The following is a 20,440-nucleotide window of genomic DNA, read 5'->3' on the forward strand; positions in this document are numbered from 1 at the left end:
GCTAAAAAGACCTCCCCTAAAAAAGTGGAGCCAACCGAAACGTCTAAAAAAGTTTCCTTAGATCTTCCAAAGGATCCTAAACTAGCGGAAAAAGAAATGCGCTCATTGGAAGAGCAGCTCCGCTATCACCAATATCTGTATTTCGTAAAACATGCCCCAGTAATCACCGATTTCGATTTCGACCGGATGTTTAAGAGGCTGCAAGCTTTTGAGGAGGCATTTCCGAAATTAGCGGATCCTGCCAGCCCTACTTTAAGTGTCGGTTCCGATCTTGACAAAGATTTCGAGAAGTTCACTCATAAACTTCCGGTTCTCTCCTTGGAAAACACATACAATGAAGAAGAGCTTATGGAATGGGTCCAAAAAACGGGACCTGACGATCTATACTCCGTAGAATGGAAAATCGACGGGGCCTCTCTCATGTTATATTACGAAAATGGAATCCTTGTCAACGGTGTGACCAGAGGCACAGGAGGTATAGGTGATGATGTAACTGAGAACATTCGTACAATTCGTTCTATACCGCTCAGGTTATCCGAAAACATTTCCATCTATTTAAGAGGAGAAGTATACATGACTTTCTCCGACTTTGATGAATTTAACGAAGCTTCCGAAGGAAGATATGCGAATCCTCGCAACTTGTCCTCGGGTTCATTGAAACAGAAAAATTCTTCAGAGGTCGCAAAACGACCTCTACGAATATTTACGTATGACGCATTTTTCCCGGGCTCCAAAGCGAAATTTAAAACCCACCAAGAGGTAATGAAGAAAGCGGAGGATCTAAAATTCCCTCTTCCCCCCGATACTAAATTATTAAAAGGGACGGAGATTCCGGCTGCGATCAAAGACTTTAAGAAGAAAAAGGAAAAAGTTGGATTTCCTACGGACGGATTAGTGATCAAATTAAACGATCTTTCAAAGAGGGAATCATTAGGTTATACTTCTCATTCTCCTCGTTGGGCCCGAGCTTATAAGTTCGATGCTTTGATGAAGGAAAGTAAGATCGTAGGAATCGATTATGCGGTTGGTAGAACGGGAAAGATCACTCCAAGAGCCGAAATCGAACCTATTAGTTTAGCCGGCACCACCGTTACATTTGCAACCTTACATAACCAGGATTATATCGACGAGCTGGGAGTAGGTATAGGAGCCATCGTAAGAATTTCCAAAAGGGGGGAGATCATTCCCGCTGTGGAAGAAGTAGTCACTCCAGGAAAGGAAGTTTTTAAGATTCCACTTCGTTGTCCTTGTTGTGGAACAAAGACGGAAAAGAAACAAGACTCAGTGGATTATTTCTGTCCGAATCCCGAATGTCCGGATCGGGTCAAGAACGGGATCATATTCTATTGTTCTCGCAAACAAATGGATATAGAAGGTTTGGGGGAGAAGCAGGTAGAATTTTTATACGATCAAGGGTATATTAAAGATATCGCCGATCTTTATTCCTTAAAAGACCATAAAGAAAAGTTAATGGAAGAAGAAGGATACGGAGAGAAAAGTGTATCTATCATCTTAAATGGGATCGAAGAATCCAAAAAGAAGGACTTTAGATTTGTGCTTTCTTCCTTAGGCTTGAGAGAGATCGGCCCCAAAGTTTCGGAACTTCTTACCGAACATGGATATGATACGATCGATTCAATTATCTCTGCGGCAAAAAATCCTAAAAAGTTGGAAAACTTCTTAGAAATTCCAGGTATCGGACCTTCTACCATCGAAGCGATCCAAGAGAATTTTACGGATAAAAGAATTCTTTCTCTTATAGATCGTTTGAAAAAGGCCGGGCTTAAGATGAAGGCGGATCCGATCGAAAAATCGGATAAACAACCTTTTGCGGGACAGACCTGGTGTGTGTCCGGTTCGTTTGAAAATTTCCAACCTAGAGATAAGGCAATGGATCTGGTAGTTTATTACGGCGGTAAAAAAGTAGGATCTATTTCTTCTAAAACAACTCACCTTTTGGCGGGACCTGGGGCCGGTTCCAAATTGGAAAAAGCCCAAGAGTTAGGGGTCCAGGTAGTTTCCGAAGAAGAGTTTTTAAAAATTCTAAATCAAAACGGAATTAAGATCTAATACCAAGTATAAAATTATACGTCGCGTATAGTTTTATACTCTCCTTTCTTTTTAAACTTTCATCGCTTAAGGATTGAAAATTCTGCATTTTCATTATCATACCCCTATGGCCCAAAAGAAATGCCCCCAATGTTCTCGCATTTTAGAATGTGGAGCGGACCAAGAGGTTTGTTGGTGCTTTGATATTAAATTAGATCCGGAAGCTTTGAAAAATATAAGAGAATTGTATGAAGATTGCTTATGCAAAGATTGTTTAACTCGTTTTGAAACGAACGTAGTTAATCAAAATTATTGAACAACAGCCGTATAATTAGTGAACTATTGTTCAGCCAGTTGCAGTTTTTTTGATCTAAATAAAAATCGATTGAAGCATAGGTCCTTCAACGTAAAATTTCCGTCGTAAGGAAAAATTTTAATATATAAGTGTTCTCAGGGGGAGTTTTTGGAAACTGATCAAAAGTATTTTTACGATATGCTGGAAAGGACGGCATCTAAATTTCCGAATAAGGAAAGTTTTTCCCGCAGAACCAAGGATGGAATTAAAGGAAGGACATTTTCAGAGATCAAGTCCTTAACGGATTCTTTAATTGCGGGGCTGATCGAAGAAGGAGTTCAAAAAGACGATAGGGTCTTATATCTTTGTGATTCCAGTCAGAACTGGATCATAGGTGATATCGCGATCATCTCTGCGGGAGCCGTTTCCGTTCCGAGAGGAACGGACGTAGTAGATGAAGATATATTATATATAGTTAATCATTCGGAAAGCAAGTATGCAATCGTTCAAAAAGAAAAAGACAAACAAAGATTGCTCAACCTCGGCCCCAAACTTCCGAGTCTAAAAAAAGTTTTTGTGATCGAAGATGATATCGGTGATCTGAAATCCGGAACTGATACGATCCAAGGTTTGATTGAAAAAGGAAAAATCAACTTTTCTAAAGATCCCGATATTGTTCGCAAAAGACTCCGAGAAAAATCTCCGAACGAACTTGCTACTTTAATTTACACATCCGGAACTACCGGCGCTCCTAAAGGAGTGATGCTCAATCAAACCGGCTGGATCTCCGCCGTGGAAAAAGTGATCGGATTCGTTCAATTGACTTCCGCGGATTCGGGTGTAAGTCTTCTTCCTCCGTGGCATGCGTTTGAAAGAGCGATCGAATATTGTATCTTGGAATTAGGTGCAGGATTTCTGATTTCCAATATCAACAATTTGAAAGAGGATCTGAAGGAATTCCAACCTACATTGTTCCCTTCCGTTCCAAGGATCTGGGAATCCTTGTATAATGGAATTATGAATAAGGTCTCCAAGGAATCCGGCTTAAAAAAAGTGGTATTCAAATTCTGTCTAAAGATCGGAAATCTTTGGGCTGTTCAAAAGGGCGTTCTATTCGGATATGATTTTAGAATAGATAAGCCGAACTTTATCGTTTGGATCTTCTCCAAAATTTCCTCTTTGACCCTTCTCATTTTATTATCACCCCTCAAGTTATTTGCACTTCTGGTCTTCAAACCGATTCATAATGCTCTTGGTGGAAAATTGCGAGTCTCCGTTTCTGCGGGAAGTGCCCTTCCTTCCGTAGTGGATAAATTTTTATCTTCTATCGGATTAATCGTATTGGAAGGATACGGAATGACGGAAACTTCTGCAGTGCTTTCCATTCGAAAACCGAAACAACCGTCTCCTGGAACCGTGGGAACTCCGATACAGGGATATGAATGTATTCTGAAAGACGAGCATGGCAATCTTGTTCCCCAAGGCGGAAAAGGAAGTCTTTGGGTAAAATCCAAACAAGTTCTCATGGGATATTATAAACGTCCTGAATTGAACGATGTGGTCTTTGATAAGAACGGATTCTTTGATACGGGAGATATCATGCGCTTCAATTATAGGGGCGAATTGGTGTTTGCAGGAAGAGCTAAGGATACTATTGTGCTTGCCGGCGGAGAGAATGTGGAGCCGGTTCCGATCGAGGACCAACTTTTAAATTCTCCTTATGTGAACCAAGTGATGGTAACGGGTCATGAGGCAAAACATCTGGTGGTCTTGATCGTTCCTGATTTCGAAAGATTAAAGGCTGAGTTTCCCGATCTACCGGAGGATGCGAATGTTTGGAATTCTCATCCTAAAATTAGAGAGATCTTTAAGAAGGAAGTTTCGGATAGAATATCCCGTAGAACAGGATTCAAATCTTTCGAGCTGATCCCTCAAAATGCATTCTATGTCATTCCAAGGCCTTTCGATCCGGATAAGGAAATGACTAGAACCTTAAAAATCAAAAGAAACGAAATATTAGAAAGTTTTAAAAAAGAAGTTTCCGATCTAACAAAAAATTAGAACGGAGTTGGGAGAAAAATTATGTTTTTAAATCCGTACTTAACATCATCAGATCTGGAATTTTACGAAACCGTAAAGGATTTTGCGAAAGAAAGAGTATTACCGTCTGTAGAAGATCGGGACGAACACGGCGTATGGGGCAACGATATCTGGAAGGAAATGGGAAGTATGGGCCTATTAGGCATTCCTGTTCCGGAAGAATTCGGAGGCCAAGGCGGCACATGTCTGCAATGTTGTATCGCTCAAGAAGCGTTTAACGCAGGTTCTCTGGATGGAGGGTTCGGGCTTTCTTGGGGAGCCCATATGATCATCGGGACTCTTCCGATCCTTTTCCAAGGAACGGACGCTCAAAAGAAAAAATACCTTCCTAAACTCGCATCCGGAGAATGGATAGCTGGTCTTGCGTTGACTGAGCCTGATTCAGGTTCAGATGCAGCTGCAATGAATACATTCGCGACCAAGGTGGATGGAGGTTTTATTCTAAACGGAAGCAAGTTATACATAACCAACGGCCCGAACGGACAAGTATTCATCGTAATGGCGAGAACAACTAAGTCTAGAGGACCAATGGGAGTTTCCGCATTCATCGTAGAATCCAATATGAAAGGATTTCATGTAAGTAAGGTTCTCAAGAAGTTAGGGCATAACACTTCTATGACCGCAGAACTTTCCTTCCAAGATATGTTCGTTCCGGATGAAAATCTTTTAGGGCCTCTAAATTCCGGCTTTGTTCGTATCGGAAAGGGGACATTGGAATGGGAAAGAACAGTGCTAGTTGCTGCCGTTCCCGGTGGAATGGAATTCGGATTGGAACTTTGTTTGGATTATGCCTGGAAGCGTCACCAATTCGGAAAACCGATCTTATCCTTTTTCGGAGTACAGGAAAAGATCGCACGTAACTGGGTGTATCTTTGCGCTTCCAGAAGATTGATCTATTTTGTAGCGAATAAGAAGGATCAAGATCCGACTGCGAGCCTTCCATTCGAAAGTTCCGCATTAAAAGTTTTTGTAACGGAAACTGCGGAAGAGTTAGCAAGCGATGCGGTTCAGATCCACGGTGGAATGGGTTATATGAGAGAATGTCATGTAAGCCGCCAGTACAGGGACGTAAGACTCGGCACAATCGGTGGAGGAACTACCGAAGTCCAAAAAAGTATTATATCTTCTACCTACAAAGGTTTCGACAAGTTGATGGAAGTCCTACAACAATCCCAACCGGAAGAGATAAGAGCTAAGGCAGAGAAGATCCTAACAAACACTCCGGAAGAAAAAATACTCACTGCGGCAAAAGAATTATTAAAAGCAGCTGGAGAACATTCCGACAGAAAGAAAAAACAAGCTTTGGAATTCGGATTTGCCGATCTCGCGGTTTTCGTTACCACAGTTCAGTTGGGATTCTGGGACACTGCAAATTCCACTTCCGAATACAAATCGGAAGATAGGCTCAGAGATCTAAAAATACTTACCTTCTACGCTGGATGCAGATTTTTCAAAAGTGTACATTTCCTAAAAGAACTGGATGCAGAAAAAACTAAAAACTTGATGAGACTTTTCTCCGAACTTCCTTCCGTGGAAAAAGAAGTGGCTGATTGTGTGGAGTTCCTGAAAAACGGGGTCTTAGGCGCACAACTCGCTTAATCCACAAAAAAGAATAAGGAAATCGGAATGTACGAAAGAGGAAAGACTTACGACGAAATACAAATAGGGGATAAGGCGAGTTTCACTAAAACGATCACTGAAACGGATATCTATATATTCGCAGGGATCAGCGGGGATTTTAATCCTTTGCATGTGGACGAAGAATATGCAAAGACCACAGCGTTCGGTACTAGGATCGCACATGGTGGACTTGCCGCTTCTCTATTAGCTCCTGTGCTCGGGATGAAACTTCCCGGATTAGGGACAGTCGCCTTAGAAACGTTAACAAAGTTCCGCAAACCTGTGTATCCTGGAGATACGATTACTTGCACTGTCACAGTGAAAGAAAAGATCCCAAGACTGAAAGCCGTTGCCATGAACATTGAGTGGACCAATCAAAAAAAAGAAACGATCGGCAAGGGAGAATGTAAAGTTCTACCTCCTTCTGCCCAAGCTTAGAATTTTCAGGAGTTATACATGAATTTTCCCGTTCTATTAGGAGTTGCCGACAGTACGACCAAGGATTTTTCGGAAGAAGAATATAAATCGTGGAGCGGGTCTCAAAAAGTTTTTCAACATTATAAAAAATCCATAGCTACACTTTTGGATTTTCTTGGTATGAAGAATGAGACATTGGCCTCTGAGATCACCGACTTTGTAAGTATAGAAGCAGCTTCTTTGGGAAAACAAGGTTACGGACACACCGTACGTATAGCGAATGAGCTCGGCTATACAGGGATGAAAGCCCATGTGATCGACTTGGGAGGAGCAAGCGTTACCGGAGCAATCGGACAAGCAAGAACCGTCTTAGTCGATAATCCCGATGCGGTCGTTTTAGTCGCTGCAGCAGATATTCCTAAATCAGCATTCCGTCAAGTTTCCGATTTAAAGATGGTAAACGAAACAGTATGTCATCCTGAGTTCGAATTAGATAACGGTGCCACTCTCATCGCAATGTACGGACTCTTGATGAAAAGGATGATGTTTGAAGAAGGGATCAGCCTGGACGATCTGAAAGAGATTACTCAAAAATTCAGATCGAATGCGATCGGAAACCCAAGAGCATTCTATTATGGACAAGAGATAACCGAAAAACAAATGTCTCGTCCGATTTCCGACCCATATCCGACTCCGATGATCGCCATCGTGACGGATCATGGCTTTGCTACTATTTTGGTTTCCGAAAAAAAAGCGAAGGAATGGAAATCCAAGGGTTGGATCCGAAAAAATCTGAAACCTTTGCATCTTGTAGGAGCTTCTCATACTGCTCATAGCGAATATTTTATTCTAAAAGGAGGATTCGATTCTCCTGCTAGAAATTCCGCGGAAAAACTTTTTGCTCAATCAGGTTACCAAAGAGAAGAAGTGGATTATGCTTGGATCTACGATTGTTTTCCCGGACAGGTAATCCAACAGTCCGCTCAATATTTTAAATTGGGCAAAAAGGAAGTAGTCAATTCTCTCAAGACTTCTTCATTAAAACTTTCTAATGGAAAGCAGATCCCCATTAATCAGATGGGCGGGATATTGAATTACCAAGCTGCAATGTCCATCTCTGCTGCTACAGGTCTTGTGGATATAGCGGTTCAGTATGGATTGTACGCCCAGGTGGCTGATTCAGGGAAGATCCCGGCTCATTCTCCGAAGTTGGCTCTCTTGGGAGGGAATGGGGGAATCGATAGTATCAATTCGATCGCCTTATTCTCTTCGGAACGTCCTTCGAGAGATAGAAAATCGAGAACCCCGGAACTTTCTCCTCTTACTTTAAACAAACCGGGAGCGGATATCGGAGAAGAAGGTGTCGTCTGGTCTTCTACAACTGTTAACATGAATCCGGGATTTTCTTGGAAGCCTCCTTATTCTTTAGCTCTGATCAAGCTGGCAGAAAATCGTTTCGTTCTGGCAAATATCCACGAGAAAGATGGGACGATCCGCAAGTCCGGGGACGAATTGCAATACGACAGAACTCGGGTAAAAATAGAAAAAGAAGGAAGAAGATGGAAGGCGGTACTTTTATAAACCGATCGTTCGTCTTGCAAAACTAAATAGATTTTTTCTAATATTCTCCCCAGAAATCCGAAAAAAAATTGATTAGAATTGTTTTAGGAAGAAGAACTTTTACTTTGTTTTTGGAAAAAAATTTCCGAACTTGAAATACGTTCCGATTCCCTTCCGTCAGATTTTTTCTCGGAATGCGAAAGCGGCGTTGGATCAGAAGTAGAACTAAAAACAAGGCGGTCAAAATTACAGTCTAATGGTTGAGGCCGTATAACTCCCGGATAAAACCGGAAATCTGAAAAGAAAATGCGAGAACCGTTTCCGTGATTTGATTTAGATGTAGGGGACGATATTCTTGTTTATCACTGCGGAGAACATTCGAACTGGAGAAGTTAGGACCTTTCTTGGAAAAGAAAGGATCTTAGTGCCTGATTCCAAACATACAGAAGAGACCCGTTCCCTTTATGCGCACTGGGAAACGGTGGAAGAATGTTTGGACCTACGAAAATATTCCAAATTTTTCTATGTCTCCGAATCGGAAGGTAAATGGCAAAGAGGAGAAGAAGTTTTAATCTCTACCGAAAGGCCTATATCCGACAGACCCGGAAGTAAAAGTTTATCTATGGATCGTTTGGATAGTTATAGAGTACTCGGAATTTTTTTAGAAAAGGAATAAAATCCGAGTAGAATACGAATCGGGAGAAGATAAGGTACGGACCCGAAGCACTCAGTAACAATGGTCCAAAAAAAGAAAAAGAAACCCTTACCTAAGAAGAAGGTAGTTAAACGGGCAAAATCCTCTTCTACCGGGACAAAAAATGTGCGTATCCCTAGGGATAACGACGTAAAAATGAGCGAAATGGTGGATCTGGCCGCCGAAATATTCGTTCAGACCTTAGAAATCTCCACTAAAATTCCAGCCAAGCTCAGAACCAGATTGATCAAACAATTGAAAGAAGCCGCAAAAGAAGCCTTATCCTGATCATTATTTCCCTGCCTCTCAGGATAAATTTTCGATTGATACGGAAATTTTTTTCCAAAAACCTCGCTCAAACAAGGTGGGATTCCGTATTTATGTCCGTCGAAATTAATATGGAAACGATGTTTTTAGCAACAGCCCTTTTCTTGATTCTTTTCGAACAATATAAGGAAAGAAAGACCCGAGAAAAGGTTTTTGTAGAACCTTTACGTAACTTCCTTCACCGTTAACCTACGGTCCAAGTGCCGGGCGAAAGGATGCGCCGGCCTTCGTTTTTCTCGCCTCTTTAATGTTGGAACCGACTTGAATCCTTCCGGATACCAGGGATAATGGCCTTGGGCGGATTTCAACTTCTATGAAGAACAAATTACTCACACCTATCAAAGCGATAGATACCTTCGTAAAATGTAAAAAAGAAGGGGAGCGTATTCCCGTTCTGGTTTGGGACAGCTTAAGGACTTACCAAAAATGGGATCAGGTGGAGTTGACAGGTCTTTTAAACGCCAGCGCCTATTTTCCCGATATACTTTTCGAAAAGGATATGGAGAAGAAGATCCAGAACCGTCTGGACGAATTTAATTCTAGGATCGTGGACATTCCTATTAAATGAACCAAACTGCTGAACCTAATATTTTATACCAAGAAGCAAATCCTTACGGATCCTTGACCGCGTTTTTGGAAGACGACGGAAGGACCGTTTATCTGTATTTACAAGCGGAAGAAAGTCCGGACTTTGCGATCAAATCCGTTTGGGTATGCAATCGTATAGATGCACCTAAAACAAGGACAGATGCCGATCTAAGATCAGGCCTTGCGCCATTCTTAACGGAAGAGGAAGTTACCGATCCTAAAGGCCAACCTGAGTTCGATCCTAAAGAGATCCATTTTATCTGGTCGGAAGAAGGAAACGGAGTCTCTTTATTTTATAAAGAAGAGCTGATTGCATATCTTCCTCCTTGGTCGGGCATTAAAGGATTCCATGGATATTCAAAATTTGCAAAAGCGGATACGATCACTGCCTATCCTTTAGGAAATACAGAGTTTGGAGTAATCCCGGATCGTATCAACCAAGACCGAAGTTTTTGGGAATACAGATCTACCAAAGGAATTTGGAAGAATATACAAGAGTCCAGACTTGCTTATCTAGAATACGTATTCGGTAAACATGATAAGTATTGGTCTGCTGACGGCGGTAAATACCCTCAGCTAGGGATCGTAAGGTTTGCTCCCAAAAACATGCCGGGAGTTTATGTATATTCTACCATTGGAATGAGTGCACAAAACCTTCCTTCAGTCGAATTATATAGAAAAGATTATGAAAACTATGCGAGAGTAGAGTTAATCTGTGCCGTAAAAGTTTCAGACGAGGATAGGTCCGAAAGCTGGGTGCCTCATCAGATCGGTGAGATCATTCGTTATCCTTGGGTTATGAGCAAATGGTTTGGCCATGGACATTCGATCGCGATGAGTAGAAGAGATCCGGAAGCTTTGTACTTAAGTTTTAGTTCTCTTGTAATAAGAGAGATCGGAAAGGAAGAAGGATTCCCTGAATTGACGGATCTTAAGTCCGAAAGAGGAAATCCGATCAAATTTCTGGCTTTAATTCCTGTTTCCGAGGAGGAAAGGGTCTTTATAGAAGAAAAGGGCGCAGAAGAGTTCTTTTCCTTATTGGATTCTACTCAATCCAAGTGGATTCATAATCCCGAAAGACAATCCACGATCTGATCTAAAAGTTTTTGGAATGAAGACCTTTATCTCAAAACAAAATTTAATTCTTTTCGGTATAATCTTAGCATTTAGCTTTCTAAACATAAACTTAAACGCTCAAGAGAAGAGTTCTGGGGCGAATATCGAAAAAATTTGGGAGAATATATACTCTCAGGACTTTATTTCCGCTAAAAAACTAGTCCAAAAAGAACTTCAATCATCCAATTCCGAGTCTTTGCAGTTACTTTCCTTAATGGAAATCTGTTTAAATGGACTGGAAAGATATAAACAAGCGGATGAAAGCCGAAGAAAGATATTAAGTGTTTGGGAAAAGAACCACAAAAAGGCTTATCTAGAAGAGAATTATCCCTTAAATCTCGCAACTTGGACTAGAATGGCGGTGGTTACTCCGAATATTTTAGTTTTAGGAGCGGAATATTACCTTCCTTATCCTGTAAATTCTAAGAAAGAAGGTTTCTATTACCATAAATTCACTGCTTATAACCGTTATAGCAAGCGCGCAGTGAAGTTTTTTAAATTAGAGAACTCCCCCAATACGGAAAAAGAGTATAGATTATTCGAAATTTCGGAAGAAGGAGAGGCTAAGCTCGTTAAAAATTATGGAAATGCACTGCCGGACTTCAGAGATGAGATGAAAGACGTCCTTAAATATCTAAATCTTTAAGTGCTCGTACCTAAAGTGTTGTATTTTTACAACAGATCCCGTTAGAAAATCGGAAAATACTAATAAAGAAGGGTTATAAAAGAAAAAACCCGCCTCAAAGAAGCGGGTTTTAAGCTTCATTTCTTCCATAAACTAATATGGAAGAGATGTTGTTGAAGTTAGTTATTTCTTTTTCGCAACTTTCTTCTTAGCAGCTTTTTTCTTTGCTACTTTTTTCTTAGCTGCTTTCTTGACTGCTTTCTTTTTTGCAACCATTGACGTCCTCCATATATTAGAAACTTTATTGCCCGTCATATAATATGAAGGATCAAGAAAGCTCTTGGATAGTGACATAATTAAGCAATTTACTTTTCATTGTAAAGTATTTTAATTAATTTTAGGAAAAAAATTTTAATAAGTTGATTTCACACTAAGTGATACTTATTCGGAAACTTCTAGACAAACAAAAGAGATATCATCGCTAGGTTCTTTATAATTTCTAAACTCTTCTAGCGTTTTTTTGATAAGGTCAGCTAATGATTGGGCGTCTTTATCGTGATTTAAGGATAATATTCTTAAAAGATTCTCTTCTCCGAAGATTTCTTCGTTATCATCAAACGTTTCCGTCACTCCGTCGGTGAACAAAACTAATTTATCTCCGGGATTCAAATGAATAGTTAAGATTCTATAATCGGTTGGTAGAACACCTAATACTCTTTGAGTTTCGTTTCTAAGTTCGATTTTTCCATTCTTTCGAATACAAATCGGTGGAGTATGACCTGCATTCACGAAAGAGAATGCTCCATCGCTAGCGTTATATATCCCTGCGATAGAAGTCATGAATTCACTTCCTCTATATCTCTCTATCAAGAACAAGTTAATCGCTCTAAAAATATCCGGAAGAGAGGAAGAATTGCCCAATTGACGGCGAATAATTCCTCTTACTGCAGAAACTAGATAACCTGACCCAAGTCCATGTCCTGAAACATCTCCTAAGAACAATAACTGCTTTTTAGGAGAAAGTTTGAGAATATCTAGGTAATCACCTGAAATTCCGACTGCAGGAAGCGTAAAATAGCCCAATTCGACCGATTTTATCGTTTCTAACTCCGGTAAATGAAGAGTTTTATCCAAGACTGCCGCCATATTCAGGTCGCGAACGATCCTTTTCTTCTCCACTTCATCCACAAGTAGTGAATAGTTTCGGATGAGTAAGGATGCTAATCTTGTACATTCTTTTAAGAATCTTAGTTCTCCCAGAGTGAAATTCTTACGATTGATCTTCTCTCCAACCAAAAATACTGCGATAACCTCTTTCCCTTTTTCAAAATTGAATAAAGGATAGGCTAATTGGACTTCCATCTGGTTTAAAAATTTGAAAACGGATTCCCTTATACCTAATCCATAAGCAAGGTGAGAAGTAATGGTAACTTCGGTATGATTTTCGAAATACGTCCAAATTTCGGATCCATAGGGAATTCGAATGAAGTTGATATTTCTTAGATCGGTTCCGGAAAATTTATCCGCTGGGATGAGTATTTGGAGTTTTTTTACCTCTAACGCGTCTACAAGCCTGCGAATTAGATTATTGATGGTGGCTCTCATAGAAATTGGAGCACCGATCATTACGGATAATTCTTCCAATGCGGTATGAAGTTTTGGATTATTCCTAAAACTCCAATAATCTATCCACTTATACAATTTGTTGTTCAGTGAACCTAAAAAGTAAGCGGATACAACTACGTAGAACAAATTCCATTCTCTTTGATGCTTTCCTAAAAATCCCGGGTTCCATCTTACAAAAAACTCCAGACCGAACAAATATCCGAAGGTTAAGATCAAGATGGAATAGATAGAAGTTAAGGATGAACTGAACGCAATCTGTACCGGAACCAATGAATATGTGTAAGTCCCGAATATGATCAGAACGGGGAATAATATCAGAGCCACTATCAGATACGGACGGATCATGAAAAAACTTTTTGTGGCTCCTAACTCGGCCATTAAAAAAGGAACGATCGTAATTAAGAAAAATGCTAGTACTATGCTTAATTTTTTGGAAACTTCCTGAAAGTTCCCTTTATTCCTAAAAGTATGGAATACCAACTGCAAGATACAAATTCCAGAGGAAAATACGTTGAAGTAAATTCCGTTCACGGACAAGAATTGGAACAGATCCGGATTTTCCTTTTGGGAGAGTCCGACAAATCCTGCGACCAAGGAAAAAATTACTTGGGGAGCGAACCATCTGGAAGGGATCTCTTTTCCTCTTAATCTAAAGGAAACATCTAAGATCAAAAATCCGGTAAAGTATAAGAAGAAAAAGAACGGAAAAAGAAAATCATGGAACGCTAATAAGAAAAAGTTAAATAAGAATAAGGAGGATAGGGATCCGAATAACAAGAAAATATATAAGTCTCTGGTATAAAAGAAAAACCAGATCGCCACTAAAAAGTATAATAAAGATAAAAATATATCGGGTAAAAAGTCCTTCAGCACTTCGAAGGAGGACCTCATATCTAAGGAAAGGCTTTTGACCATACTTCCTTCTTTCGCAAAAAAATGGAACGAGTGTCCGGATAATCCGTAATCCTTTCCGAGTTTTCGAACGATCTCGTATTCGATCAGGTCTATTCTCATCCCGACTAGATCCGTATGAGATCCACTCGAAACCGCGATCTTTCCGTTCGGATAAAAATAAAAAGGAAGTCTTGCTTCTTTTGAATACGAGTTCAATAATCCTGAAAACAGGATCAAGCTGAATAGGATCACGGAAAGAAATACGATTAGAATATTTCTCACGGTTGTATCCCCAAGTGTTGGAAAGAAATAATATTACGATCATTCCAAGTTAAAAAGAGCGCATCTTTTCCGGGAGTTTCTATATTCTCCCATCCGATGGATGCCAAGTTTCGATCAGGTTTGGAGGCATCGAACAATTTAAATTTTTTACCCACGAATCTAAGGGAGATCTTACCGGTTTCCTTTGCGACCATTCCTACCGCGAGATCGTACCTTTCAGTCCATGAGATCTCTTTTAAGTTGTCTTCAACTAAGGATTTGATCTGAAGAATGTTCTTTAATTCTCCGTTTAATCTGGAAGAATATAAGGTTCCCAATATATAGCAAAGTGCTAAAACGGAAACGGCGTTGGTTACACTTAGGCGCAAGAATACGAAATAAAAATCACCCGAAGGGCTTTGAAAAAACTCTAAAAGTTCTCCAGGTTCTCTGGATAATAGATCTATTTTGATATCTCCCACCATAGGCGGTTCGGGAGATTCCAAAAACTTACGGATCTTACCCGCATTCTCCAATTCTTTTCTGTATTTTTTATTTTCTGCGATCTGCGAAGATAGGATCTGATTATGGACCGCTAATGCACATTTTCCCGCCAAAAAACCGAGTTCATGTCGTACATTGTCTTTTGGAATATTAGAAACGGCTAAAAAGCCGAAAAGTTTTTCTCGGAATACGAAAGGCAGAATGAAATTCGCTCTTAAACTTACAAAGTCTTCGTTGATAATTTTATTTTGGTCCGGTTCTCCGATCATGGCTCCGGATCTTTTGTTCAGGATATAAGTAAGAAGGGCCGCTCTAGGATTGATTCCTTCGAGAGTATTTACCTTTCTTTGTTTTTTGTGCGCATAAGTATATAATTCGTAATGGACTAAATCGTTCTTTAAAATAGCTAATTTTCCAAAATTACTATTGGTCAATCTTACTAGTTCGGGAAATACGTTTTTAATCAGTCCTTCCGAATCAAATCTTCTGTGAGCTAATCTGGAAGAACCCGGATCGTCGCTTAAATATTCTGAAACGAATGTGGACTTTAAGAAACCTGAAATTTTTTCTTGGATAGGTAGTATCGCGAAAACGCCGAATACCAAACAGGTTAGGACTGCGATCTCGCTTACGTATTCAATTTCTTTAGGAAGAAGATAAATGCTGAGTTCATACAAACCTAGGATTACGAATACGGAAAGTAATCGTACGGTTACAGTGATAACCGAAGAGATAAGTCGTAGATCGGAAAAATAGGTCTTCACGTTTCAGGGATTCGATACGGATTCGACAAACTTAGGTTGTGTAGTATGCGTTTTCCTTCACGTAACCCTCGGTCAGGTCGCATCCCCAGAACACCATCTCTTTGTTTCCGGTATTCAATATCACATCGACAAAGATCTCGGAATTCTTTTTTAGATAGTCCGATAATTTTTTGAGAGTTTCCGAGTCTGCACCCTTGACCGGAAGTCCTCCGAAATAAATTTCCAAAGAGTCGAAAGGGATAGGTTCGTCAAAAACTTTTCCGACCGCCATAACCATTCTTCCCCAATTCGGATCTCCACCGTAAATTGCGGTCTTGATCAAGGGAGAATTCAGGATGGATTTTCCGATCTTTCTGGCTTGGGACTCATCTTTGGATTTTTTGATACGGACTTCTATCAATTTGGTAGCACCTTCTCCATCTCTTGCCACTTCTTTGGCAAGGTCGGTACATATTTCCAAAAGCGCTGATCTGAATTCTTTAGCGTCCACTTGGCCTGCAAGACCATTGCTAAGTAAAGCGACAGTATCGGATGTAGAAGTATCGGAATCGATCGTGATACAGTTAAAACTTAGATCCACACAATCTTTCAGGATCGGATAAACATCACCTTCGATCTGCGCGTCTGTGAGAATATAAGAAAGCATAGTCGCCATATTCGGCTCAATCATTCCCGCCCCTTTTGCCATACCGAAAATCACTGCTTCTCCGTTAGAAGATTTGATCTTTCTTACGGAAATTTTTCTGCGAGTATCAGTGGTCATGATGGCTTCAGCTACTTCTTCCAGATTACCCGGTTTTAAATTCGATTTTGCTTGGACACATGCCGGAAGAATAACCTGCATTGGAAGCGGAACTCCAATCACTCCTGTGGAAGAAGGTAGTACGGAAGTTTCGGCGATACCGAGAGACTTTGCGATCTCGGAACAGATCTGTCTGGAGTTGGAGATCCCTTTTTCTCCGGTTGCAACATTCGAGTTTTTAGAATTGATGACTACAGCTTGTAGAATTCCGTCTCGGATATGCTCTCTACCTACGATGACTGGAGCGCCCGGAAAATTATTTTTAGTAAATACCGCAGCTGCCTTGCAGGGTGTTTCGGAATAGATCACTCCGAAATCTTTCGTCTTGTCCTTAATACCTATATTTGTACCGAATGAAAAAAAACCCTTGGGATAATCCATGTTCTAACCTCGACCGATGGTCCGGGATCTCGGCAATGCGAATTGCAGTACCGATTTTTATATATAGAATCTCTATAATCGCTTTGGGGCTGTTTTAGGAAAAGCGTATTACGAGCTAAAGCACGGATTTCAAACTTCGGAAATTTCGGAATACACTAACGGAAGAGTTACGGAGAAGATTGTCCCACCTTCCGGGTTATCGAAAACTTTGACAGAACCGTGATGTAATCTAACAATATGTTTCACGATAGAAAGTCCGAGGCCTGTTCCGCCTTCTTTTCTGGATCTGTTCTTATCCACTCGGAAGAATCTTTCAAAAATCCTTTCCTTATCCTCGTCCTTGATCCCGATCCCCTGGTCGATTACCTGGAAATTCACCGAGTCAGGTTCCACCTTTGTGATCTTCAGAGTGATTGTTTTATCATCCGGAGAATACGAAGACGCATTCGAGATCAAATTTAAGAGCATATGCTCCAAGAGAACCCAGTCAGCAGAGATTGTTAGAGAGGAAGGCATTTCCACTACGAGCTTTTGCCCTTTGGGAGAAATGACGCCGTCCACAGTGAAGGAAAGATTTTCTACCAGTGATTTTAAGGTAAATTCCTCAGGTTGTGCGATCGCACTTTGATTTTCGATCCTAGTGATCGTAAGCATGTCTTCTACGATCCGAACCATTCTGTCCGTGTTGCGAGAGATCGCATCTAAAAATCTTTTTTCGTGACTTTCTTCTAAAAGTTTTAAACGGCCGAGTAATGTTTCCGTATAACCTTTGATGGAAGTGATGGGAGTTTTTAATTCATGAGAAGCGTTCTGTACGAACTGTTCCCGTATTAAGTAAGATTGTTTTTCTTCCGTGATGTTCCGTATGACTCCTATGAACATCAGGATATTTCCGTTCGTTCTAAGAGGATACATTTTGATCGCGTAAAAATTTTGACTAAGATCCAGTTCCGTTTTAGGTTCTCCCTTTCCGGAGAGATTCTTTTTAATAAAGTCCAGTAGTCTTGGATCTTTGACCGCGTCTTCTACCTTTCGGGAACCCGAATTAGGTTCTATCAAAGAACCGGGAATACTTCTGTTTTGAAAAACGATCGAACCTTCCAGATCTACGGAGAAAACACCTTCTTTCAAATTTTGTAATACTGAGTCGAACTTTTCCTTTTCGATAGTAAGGTCAACGAATTGGTGTTTTAAACGTCCTGACATCAGATTGATGGAGACTGCAAGATCCGCTAACTCTTGGATATCCGGAAGACTCAACTCGGAGCCGAAATCTCCTGCGTTGATCTCTCCCGTTTTCATTTCGATCTGGTTGAGCGTTTGAGTTACACTTCTTGCAATGGAGAAGGACATGTAAAAAGTCCCGAACATGGCTAATAGTATATAAGCGGAGAATAAAAGTATTTTTAAGTCAGGATGGATTAGATCCTCTAAAAAAAGGACAATCCCCGCGACAGCCATGAGGAAAACAAGTAGAAGCCAGTTACTTAAGAGTAGTTTAGAAAATAAGCTACGCCTCATTGAATCTGTAACCGATCCCGCGGATGGTTTCCAACCTCTCCTTCTCTTCTCCTAGTTTGTCCCGGAGTCTTTTGATATTAACATCCACGGCTCGATCCGTCACGTAAATATCCTTTCCCCAAACCTTATCTAAAAGTTTATCTCTGGTAAAGGCGACACCTGTGTTGGTCATAAACAGATAGAGTATCTTGTACTCGATCAATGTAAGATCGATTTCTTCGTTGTTGATGAATACTTTATGAGCTTTAGGATTTAGGAAAATTTTACCGACCGTAATGTTTCCTTCTTGGTCTTGCTCGTCTTCTCCTTCTCCGGATCTTCTCAATACGGAACGGACTCTTGCTATAAGTTCTCTAGTGGAGAACGGTTTTCTAACATAGTCGTCCGCACCGAGTTCCAGTCCTAAAACGGCATCGGTCTCTCCTGATTTTGCGGTAACCATGATGATCGGCAGAGAATATTTTTCTTTGATCCTTTTACAAAGATCCATTCCACCGATACCGGGGAGCATTAGATCCAATACTACCAAATCAGGCAGATTTTTTTCGATCCTTGGAAGCACCTCTAAACCGTTTTGGCAGGTGTCCACTTGGTAACCGTTTTCTTCTAAATGAAATTTGATCAGTTCTGCAATATCCTCTTCGTCATCTACTACGAGGATTTTTTGGCCTGGGCTGCCGGAAGCATTTTTCATAAATTCGCTGAAGCTCTTTCTCCTACGCCTCGGAGGATTTTTATCGTTAGTCGTCGGGGTGGAGGATCCTTGGATTTGGATAGGTTCCATCCCATTAGATTGTCAGAAAACCGTTACAAAAGGTTTACACAAACATTACAATCGCCGGAAAAAGAATATTCCGCGCTTAATCTTATGACAACCAGTAAACAAAAAGGAATATGTTCCTTTTCCGAGCTATACTTTAGACAGGATTTTCGTTCAGTCTTTATCCTGAATCATTTCATTTAACTCGTTGATCAGCTTTCTTTGACGGAAGAGGACATAAATAACAAATCCGGAAAATAAACCCAGGCCCAAAACATAGACCCAGAGAAGTCCTTTCAGTCTACTTTGTTCTTCTTCGATTGCTTTGATCGTAGTTAGGTGTTCGACTAAGAAAAAATAATTATCGGATTGGGCCCAGGATTTTCTGGCTTCTTCCCTGATCTGGGTGATCAGAACATCTGCTTCTTGTTTGCTCATGTTTTGAATGAGCGGAAAGACGGAGTCTAATTTCATTTCTAAGAATTCTTTTGCAGTGAGTTTGGTCTCCGGCAGATTTTCTTGCGCGGAGATTTGGCTTCCTAAGGTAAGCAGTAAAGAAAGAATGATCCCAAAATTGAAATATTTCATTCGTCGAATCCTAACTTGTTTTTCCATTCCTTGGTATAAGGACTCTTATTTTGCACAAGATAAATCCCTATTAGGACCGCAAAAAGCAGGAACAAAAAGCCGCTAGTCGCTAAAATCGCATGTAAAAGTCCCGTTTGGAAGAGAAAATTCCAATCCGTAAACAGAAGAGCGGTAAGAGGAGAAAACGCCAAGATCAAAATTGTGATCAGAATGAGCCGGATATGCTTCAGATGGATCAAATGAAGCATTACTTTTTTCTTAAGCATGGGTGGTACATCATCGTTCACCCTGCCTTCCGGAGGTTTAACAAAAAAATCCAATTGTTCCCGCAACTCGTCGGGAAGTTTATCTTTTTCCGTGCTCATCGTCTTTTTTCAGCCAATCGCGTAGGATTTCTTTCCCTCGAAATATATAACTCTTTAAAGTGTTCATTTTCAAGTTTAAATTTTCGGAGATATCTTTATAGGACATATTCTCGAAGTAGTGTAATGATATAGGTTTCCGATAAAGTTCAGGCAATTTATCCACTAGGGACCTGATCTTTTCCGTGGTTTCTTTTTCGAGTACTTCGGATTCTTGAGAGGAGAAATTATCCCCTAACTTCCCGCTGGATAAAGTATCTACGGGAGCATCAATCTCCGGATGTTCCTTTCGGTATCGGCGAATGATCTCGTTTCTTGCTATGGAGAAGATCCAAGTGGAAAATTTGGACTTTCCTCTGAATGTAGATAGTCCTTCGAACGCTTTTAGAAAAACGTCCTGCGTAAAGTCTTCCGCTTCCGCTTCATTACGGAACGCTTTTTTTGCCTGTGAATAAACCATTGCCTCGTACTTCAATACGAGTTGTTCGAATGATTCGAAATCTCCGGCTAGAACTTTTTGAATATTGGCCCAATCCTCCGGATCGCATAGGATGGGTTCTTCCGGTTTCATGGGATTAATAATAAA

General features: G+C 40.5%; 19 protein-coding genes. 11 read left to right on the forward strand and 8 right to left on the reverse strand.

Features of this window, described 5'->3' with window-relative positions; all coding sequences use genetic code 11:
• The first annotated feature begins 96 nt into the window (after window positions 1–96).
• From ligA to AB3N61_RS01085, 11 genes are all read left to right on the forward strand, one after another.
• Window positions 97–2,070, forward strand: a complete 1,974-nt coding sequence (ligA, locus tag AB3N61_RS01035) for an NAD-dependent DNA ligase LigA (RefSeq protein WP_367899035.1) — start codon at window positions 97–99, stop codon at window positions 2,068–2,070.
• Between the two features lie 106 nt (window positions 2,071–2,176).
• Window positions 2,177–2,365, forward strand: coding sequence for a cysteine-rich CWC family protein (locus AB3N61_RS01040; protein ID WP_020769439.1), 189 nt, complete (start codon window positions 2,177–2,179; stop codon window positions 2,363–2,365).
• Between the two features lie 147 nt (window positions 2,366–2,512).
• Window positions 2,513–4,405, forward strand: coding sequence for an AMP-dependent synthetase/ligase (locus tag AB3N61_RS01045; protein WP_367898263.1), 1,893 nt, complete (start codon window positions 2,513–2,515; stop codon window positions 4,403–4,405).
• 21 nt (window positions 4,406–4,426) lie between these two features.
• Window positions 4,427–6,043, forward strand: a complete 1,617-nt coding sequence (locus tag AB3N61_RS01050) for an acyl-CoA dehydrogenase family protein (protein ID WP_367898264.1) — start codon at window positions 4,427–4,429, stop codon at window positions 6,041–6,043.
• Window positions 6,044–6,070: 27 nt separating this feature from the next.
• Window positions 6,071–6,502, forward strand: a complete 432-nt coding sequence (locus AB3N61_RS01055) for a MaoC family dehydratase (protein WP_020769545.1) — start codon at window positions 6,071–6,073, stop codon at window positions 6,500–6,502.
• A gap of 18 nt (window positions 6,503–6,520) precedes the next feature.
• Window positions 6,521–8,062 (forward strand): thiolase C-terminal domain-containing protein, encoded by a 1,542-nt coding sequence (locus AB3N61_RS01060; RefSeq protein WP_367898265.1) that lies wholly within the window; start codon window positions 6,521–6,523, stop codon window positions 8,060–8,062.
• A gap of 334 nt (window positions 8,063–8,396) precedes the next feature.
• On the forward strand, window positions 8,397–8,717 hold the full coding sequence (locus AB3N61_RS01065) for a hypothetical protein (protein ID WP_367898266.1): 321 nt from the start codon (window positions 8,397–8,399) through the stop codon (window positions 8,715–8,717).
• Between the two features lie 60 nt (window positions 8,718–8,777).
• On the forward strand, window positions 8,778–9,023 hold the full coding sequence (locus tag AB3N61_RS01070; protein ID WP_020769679.1) for a hypothetical protein: 246 nt from the start codon (window positions 8,778–8,780) through the stop codon (window positions 9,021–9,023).
• Between the two features lie 352 nt (window positions 9,024–9,375).
• Window positions 9,376–9,630, forward strand: a complete 255-nt coding sequence (locus AB3N61_RS01075) for a hypothetical protein (protein ID WP_020769436.1) — start codon at window positions 9,376–9,378, stop codon at window positions 9,628–9,630.
• A complete protein-coding gene (locus AB3N61_RS01080; RefSeq protein WP_020769767.1) occupies window positions 9,627–10,745 on the forward strand; it encodes a suppressor of fused domain protein in 1,119 nt (372 codons plus the stop codon). The genes AB3N61_RS01075 and AB3N61_RS01080 overlap by 4 nt, the downstream gene beginning before the upstream one ends.
• A 16-nt stretch (window positions 10,746–10,761) precedes the next feature.
• Window positions 10,762–11,412 (forward strand): hypothetical protein, encoded by a 651-nt coding sequence (locus AB3N61_RS01085; RefSeq protein WP_020769600.1) that lies wholly within the window; start codon window positions 10,762–10,764, stop codon window positions 11,410–11,412.
• 420 nt (window positions 11,413–11,832) lie between these two features.
• On the opposite strand, the gene AB3N61_RS01090 is transcribed toward AB3N61_RS01085, so the two are convergent.
• From AB3N61_RS01090 to AB3N61_RS01125, 8 genes are all read right to left on the reverse strand, one after another.
• Complete coding sequence (locus tag AB3N61_RS01090; RefSeq protein ID WP_020769823.1) at window positions 11,833–14,193, reverse strand: PP2C family protein-serine/threonine phosphatase; 2,361 nt, start codon at window positions 14,191–14,193, stop codon at window positions 11,833–11,835.
• Complete coding sequence (locus AB3N61_RS01095; protein WP_367898267.1) at window positions 14,190–15,440, reverse strand: hypothetical protein; 1,251 nt, start codon at window positions 15,438–15,440, stop codon at window positions 14,190–14,192. Before AB3N61_RS01095 ends, AB3N61_RS01090 begins: the two co-directional genes overlap by 4 nt.
• Window positions 15,441–15,471: 31 nt before the next feature.
• Entirely contained in the window at window positions 15,472–16,623 is a 1,152-nt protein-coding gene (argJ, locus tag AB3N61_RS01100; RefSeq protein WP_367898268.1) for a bifunctional glutamate N-acetyltransferase/amino-acid acetyltransferase ArgJ, read from the reverse strand.
• Window positions 16,624–16,752: 129 nt separating this feature from the next.
• Window positions 16,753–18,144 (reverse strand): HAMP domain-containing sensor histidine kinase, encoded by a 1,392-nt coding sequence (locus AB3N61_RS01105; RefSeq protein ID WP_020769898.1) that lies wholly within the window; start codon window positions 18,142–18,144, stop codon window positions 16,753–16,755.
• The gene (locus tag AB3N61_RS01110) at window positions 18,134–18,838 is read right to left on the reverse strand and encodes a response regulator (RefSeq protein WP_008590830.1); all 705 of its coding nucleotides are present in this window, start codon (window positions 18,836–18,838) and stop codon (window positions 18,134–18,136) included. The genes AB3N61_RS01105 and AB3N61_RS01110 overlap by 11 nt, the downstream gene beginning before the upstream one ends.
• A 240-nt stretch (window positions 18,839–19,078) precedes the next feature.
• Window positions 19,079–19,492, reverse strand: a complete 414-nt coding sequence (locus AB3N61_RS01115; RefSeq protein ID WP_020769550.1) for a hypothetical protein — start codon at window positions 19,490–19,492, stop codon at window positions 19,079–19,081.
• Window positions 19,489–19,857, reverse strand: coding sequence for a hypothetical protein (locus tag AB3N61_RS01120; protein ID WP_020769902.1), 369 nt, complete (start codon window positions 19,855–19,857; stop codon window positions 19,489–19,491). Before AB3N61_RS01120 ends, AB3N61_RS01115 begins: the two co-directional genes overlap by 4 nt.
• The gene (locus tag AB3N61_RS01125) at window positions 19,838–20,425 is read right to left on the reverse strand and encodes an RNA polymerase sigma factor (protein ID WP_020769778.1); all 588 of its coding nucleotides are present in this window, start codon (window positions 20,423–20,425) and stop codon (window positions 19,838–19,840) included. Before AB3N61_RS01125 ends, AB3N61_RS01120 begins: the two co-directional genes overlap by 20 nt.
• Window positions 20,426–20,440 lie beyond the last annotated feature (15 nt).

Origin of the sequence: Leptospira sp. WS58.C1, from assembly GCF_040833995.1 — a bacterium.
Taxonomy (GTDB): domain Bacteria; phylum Spirochaetota; class Leptospiria; order Leptospirales; family Leptospiraceae; genus Leptospira_B; species Leptospira_B cinconiae.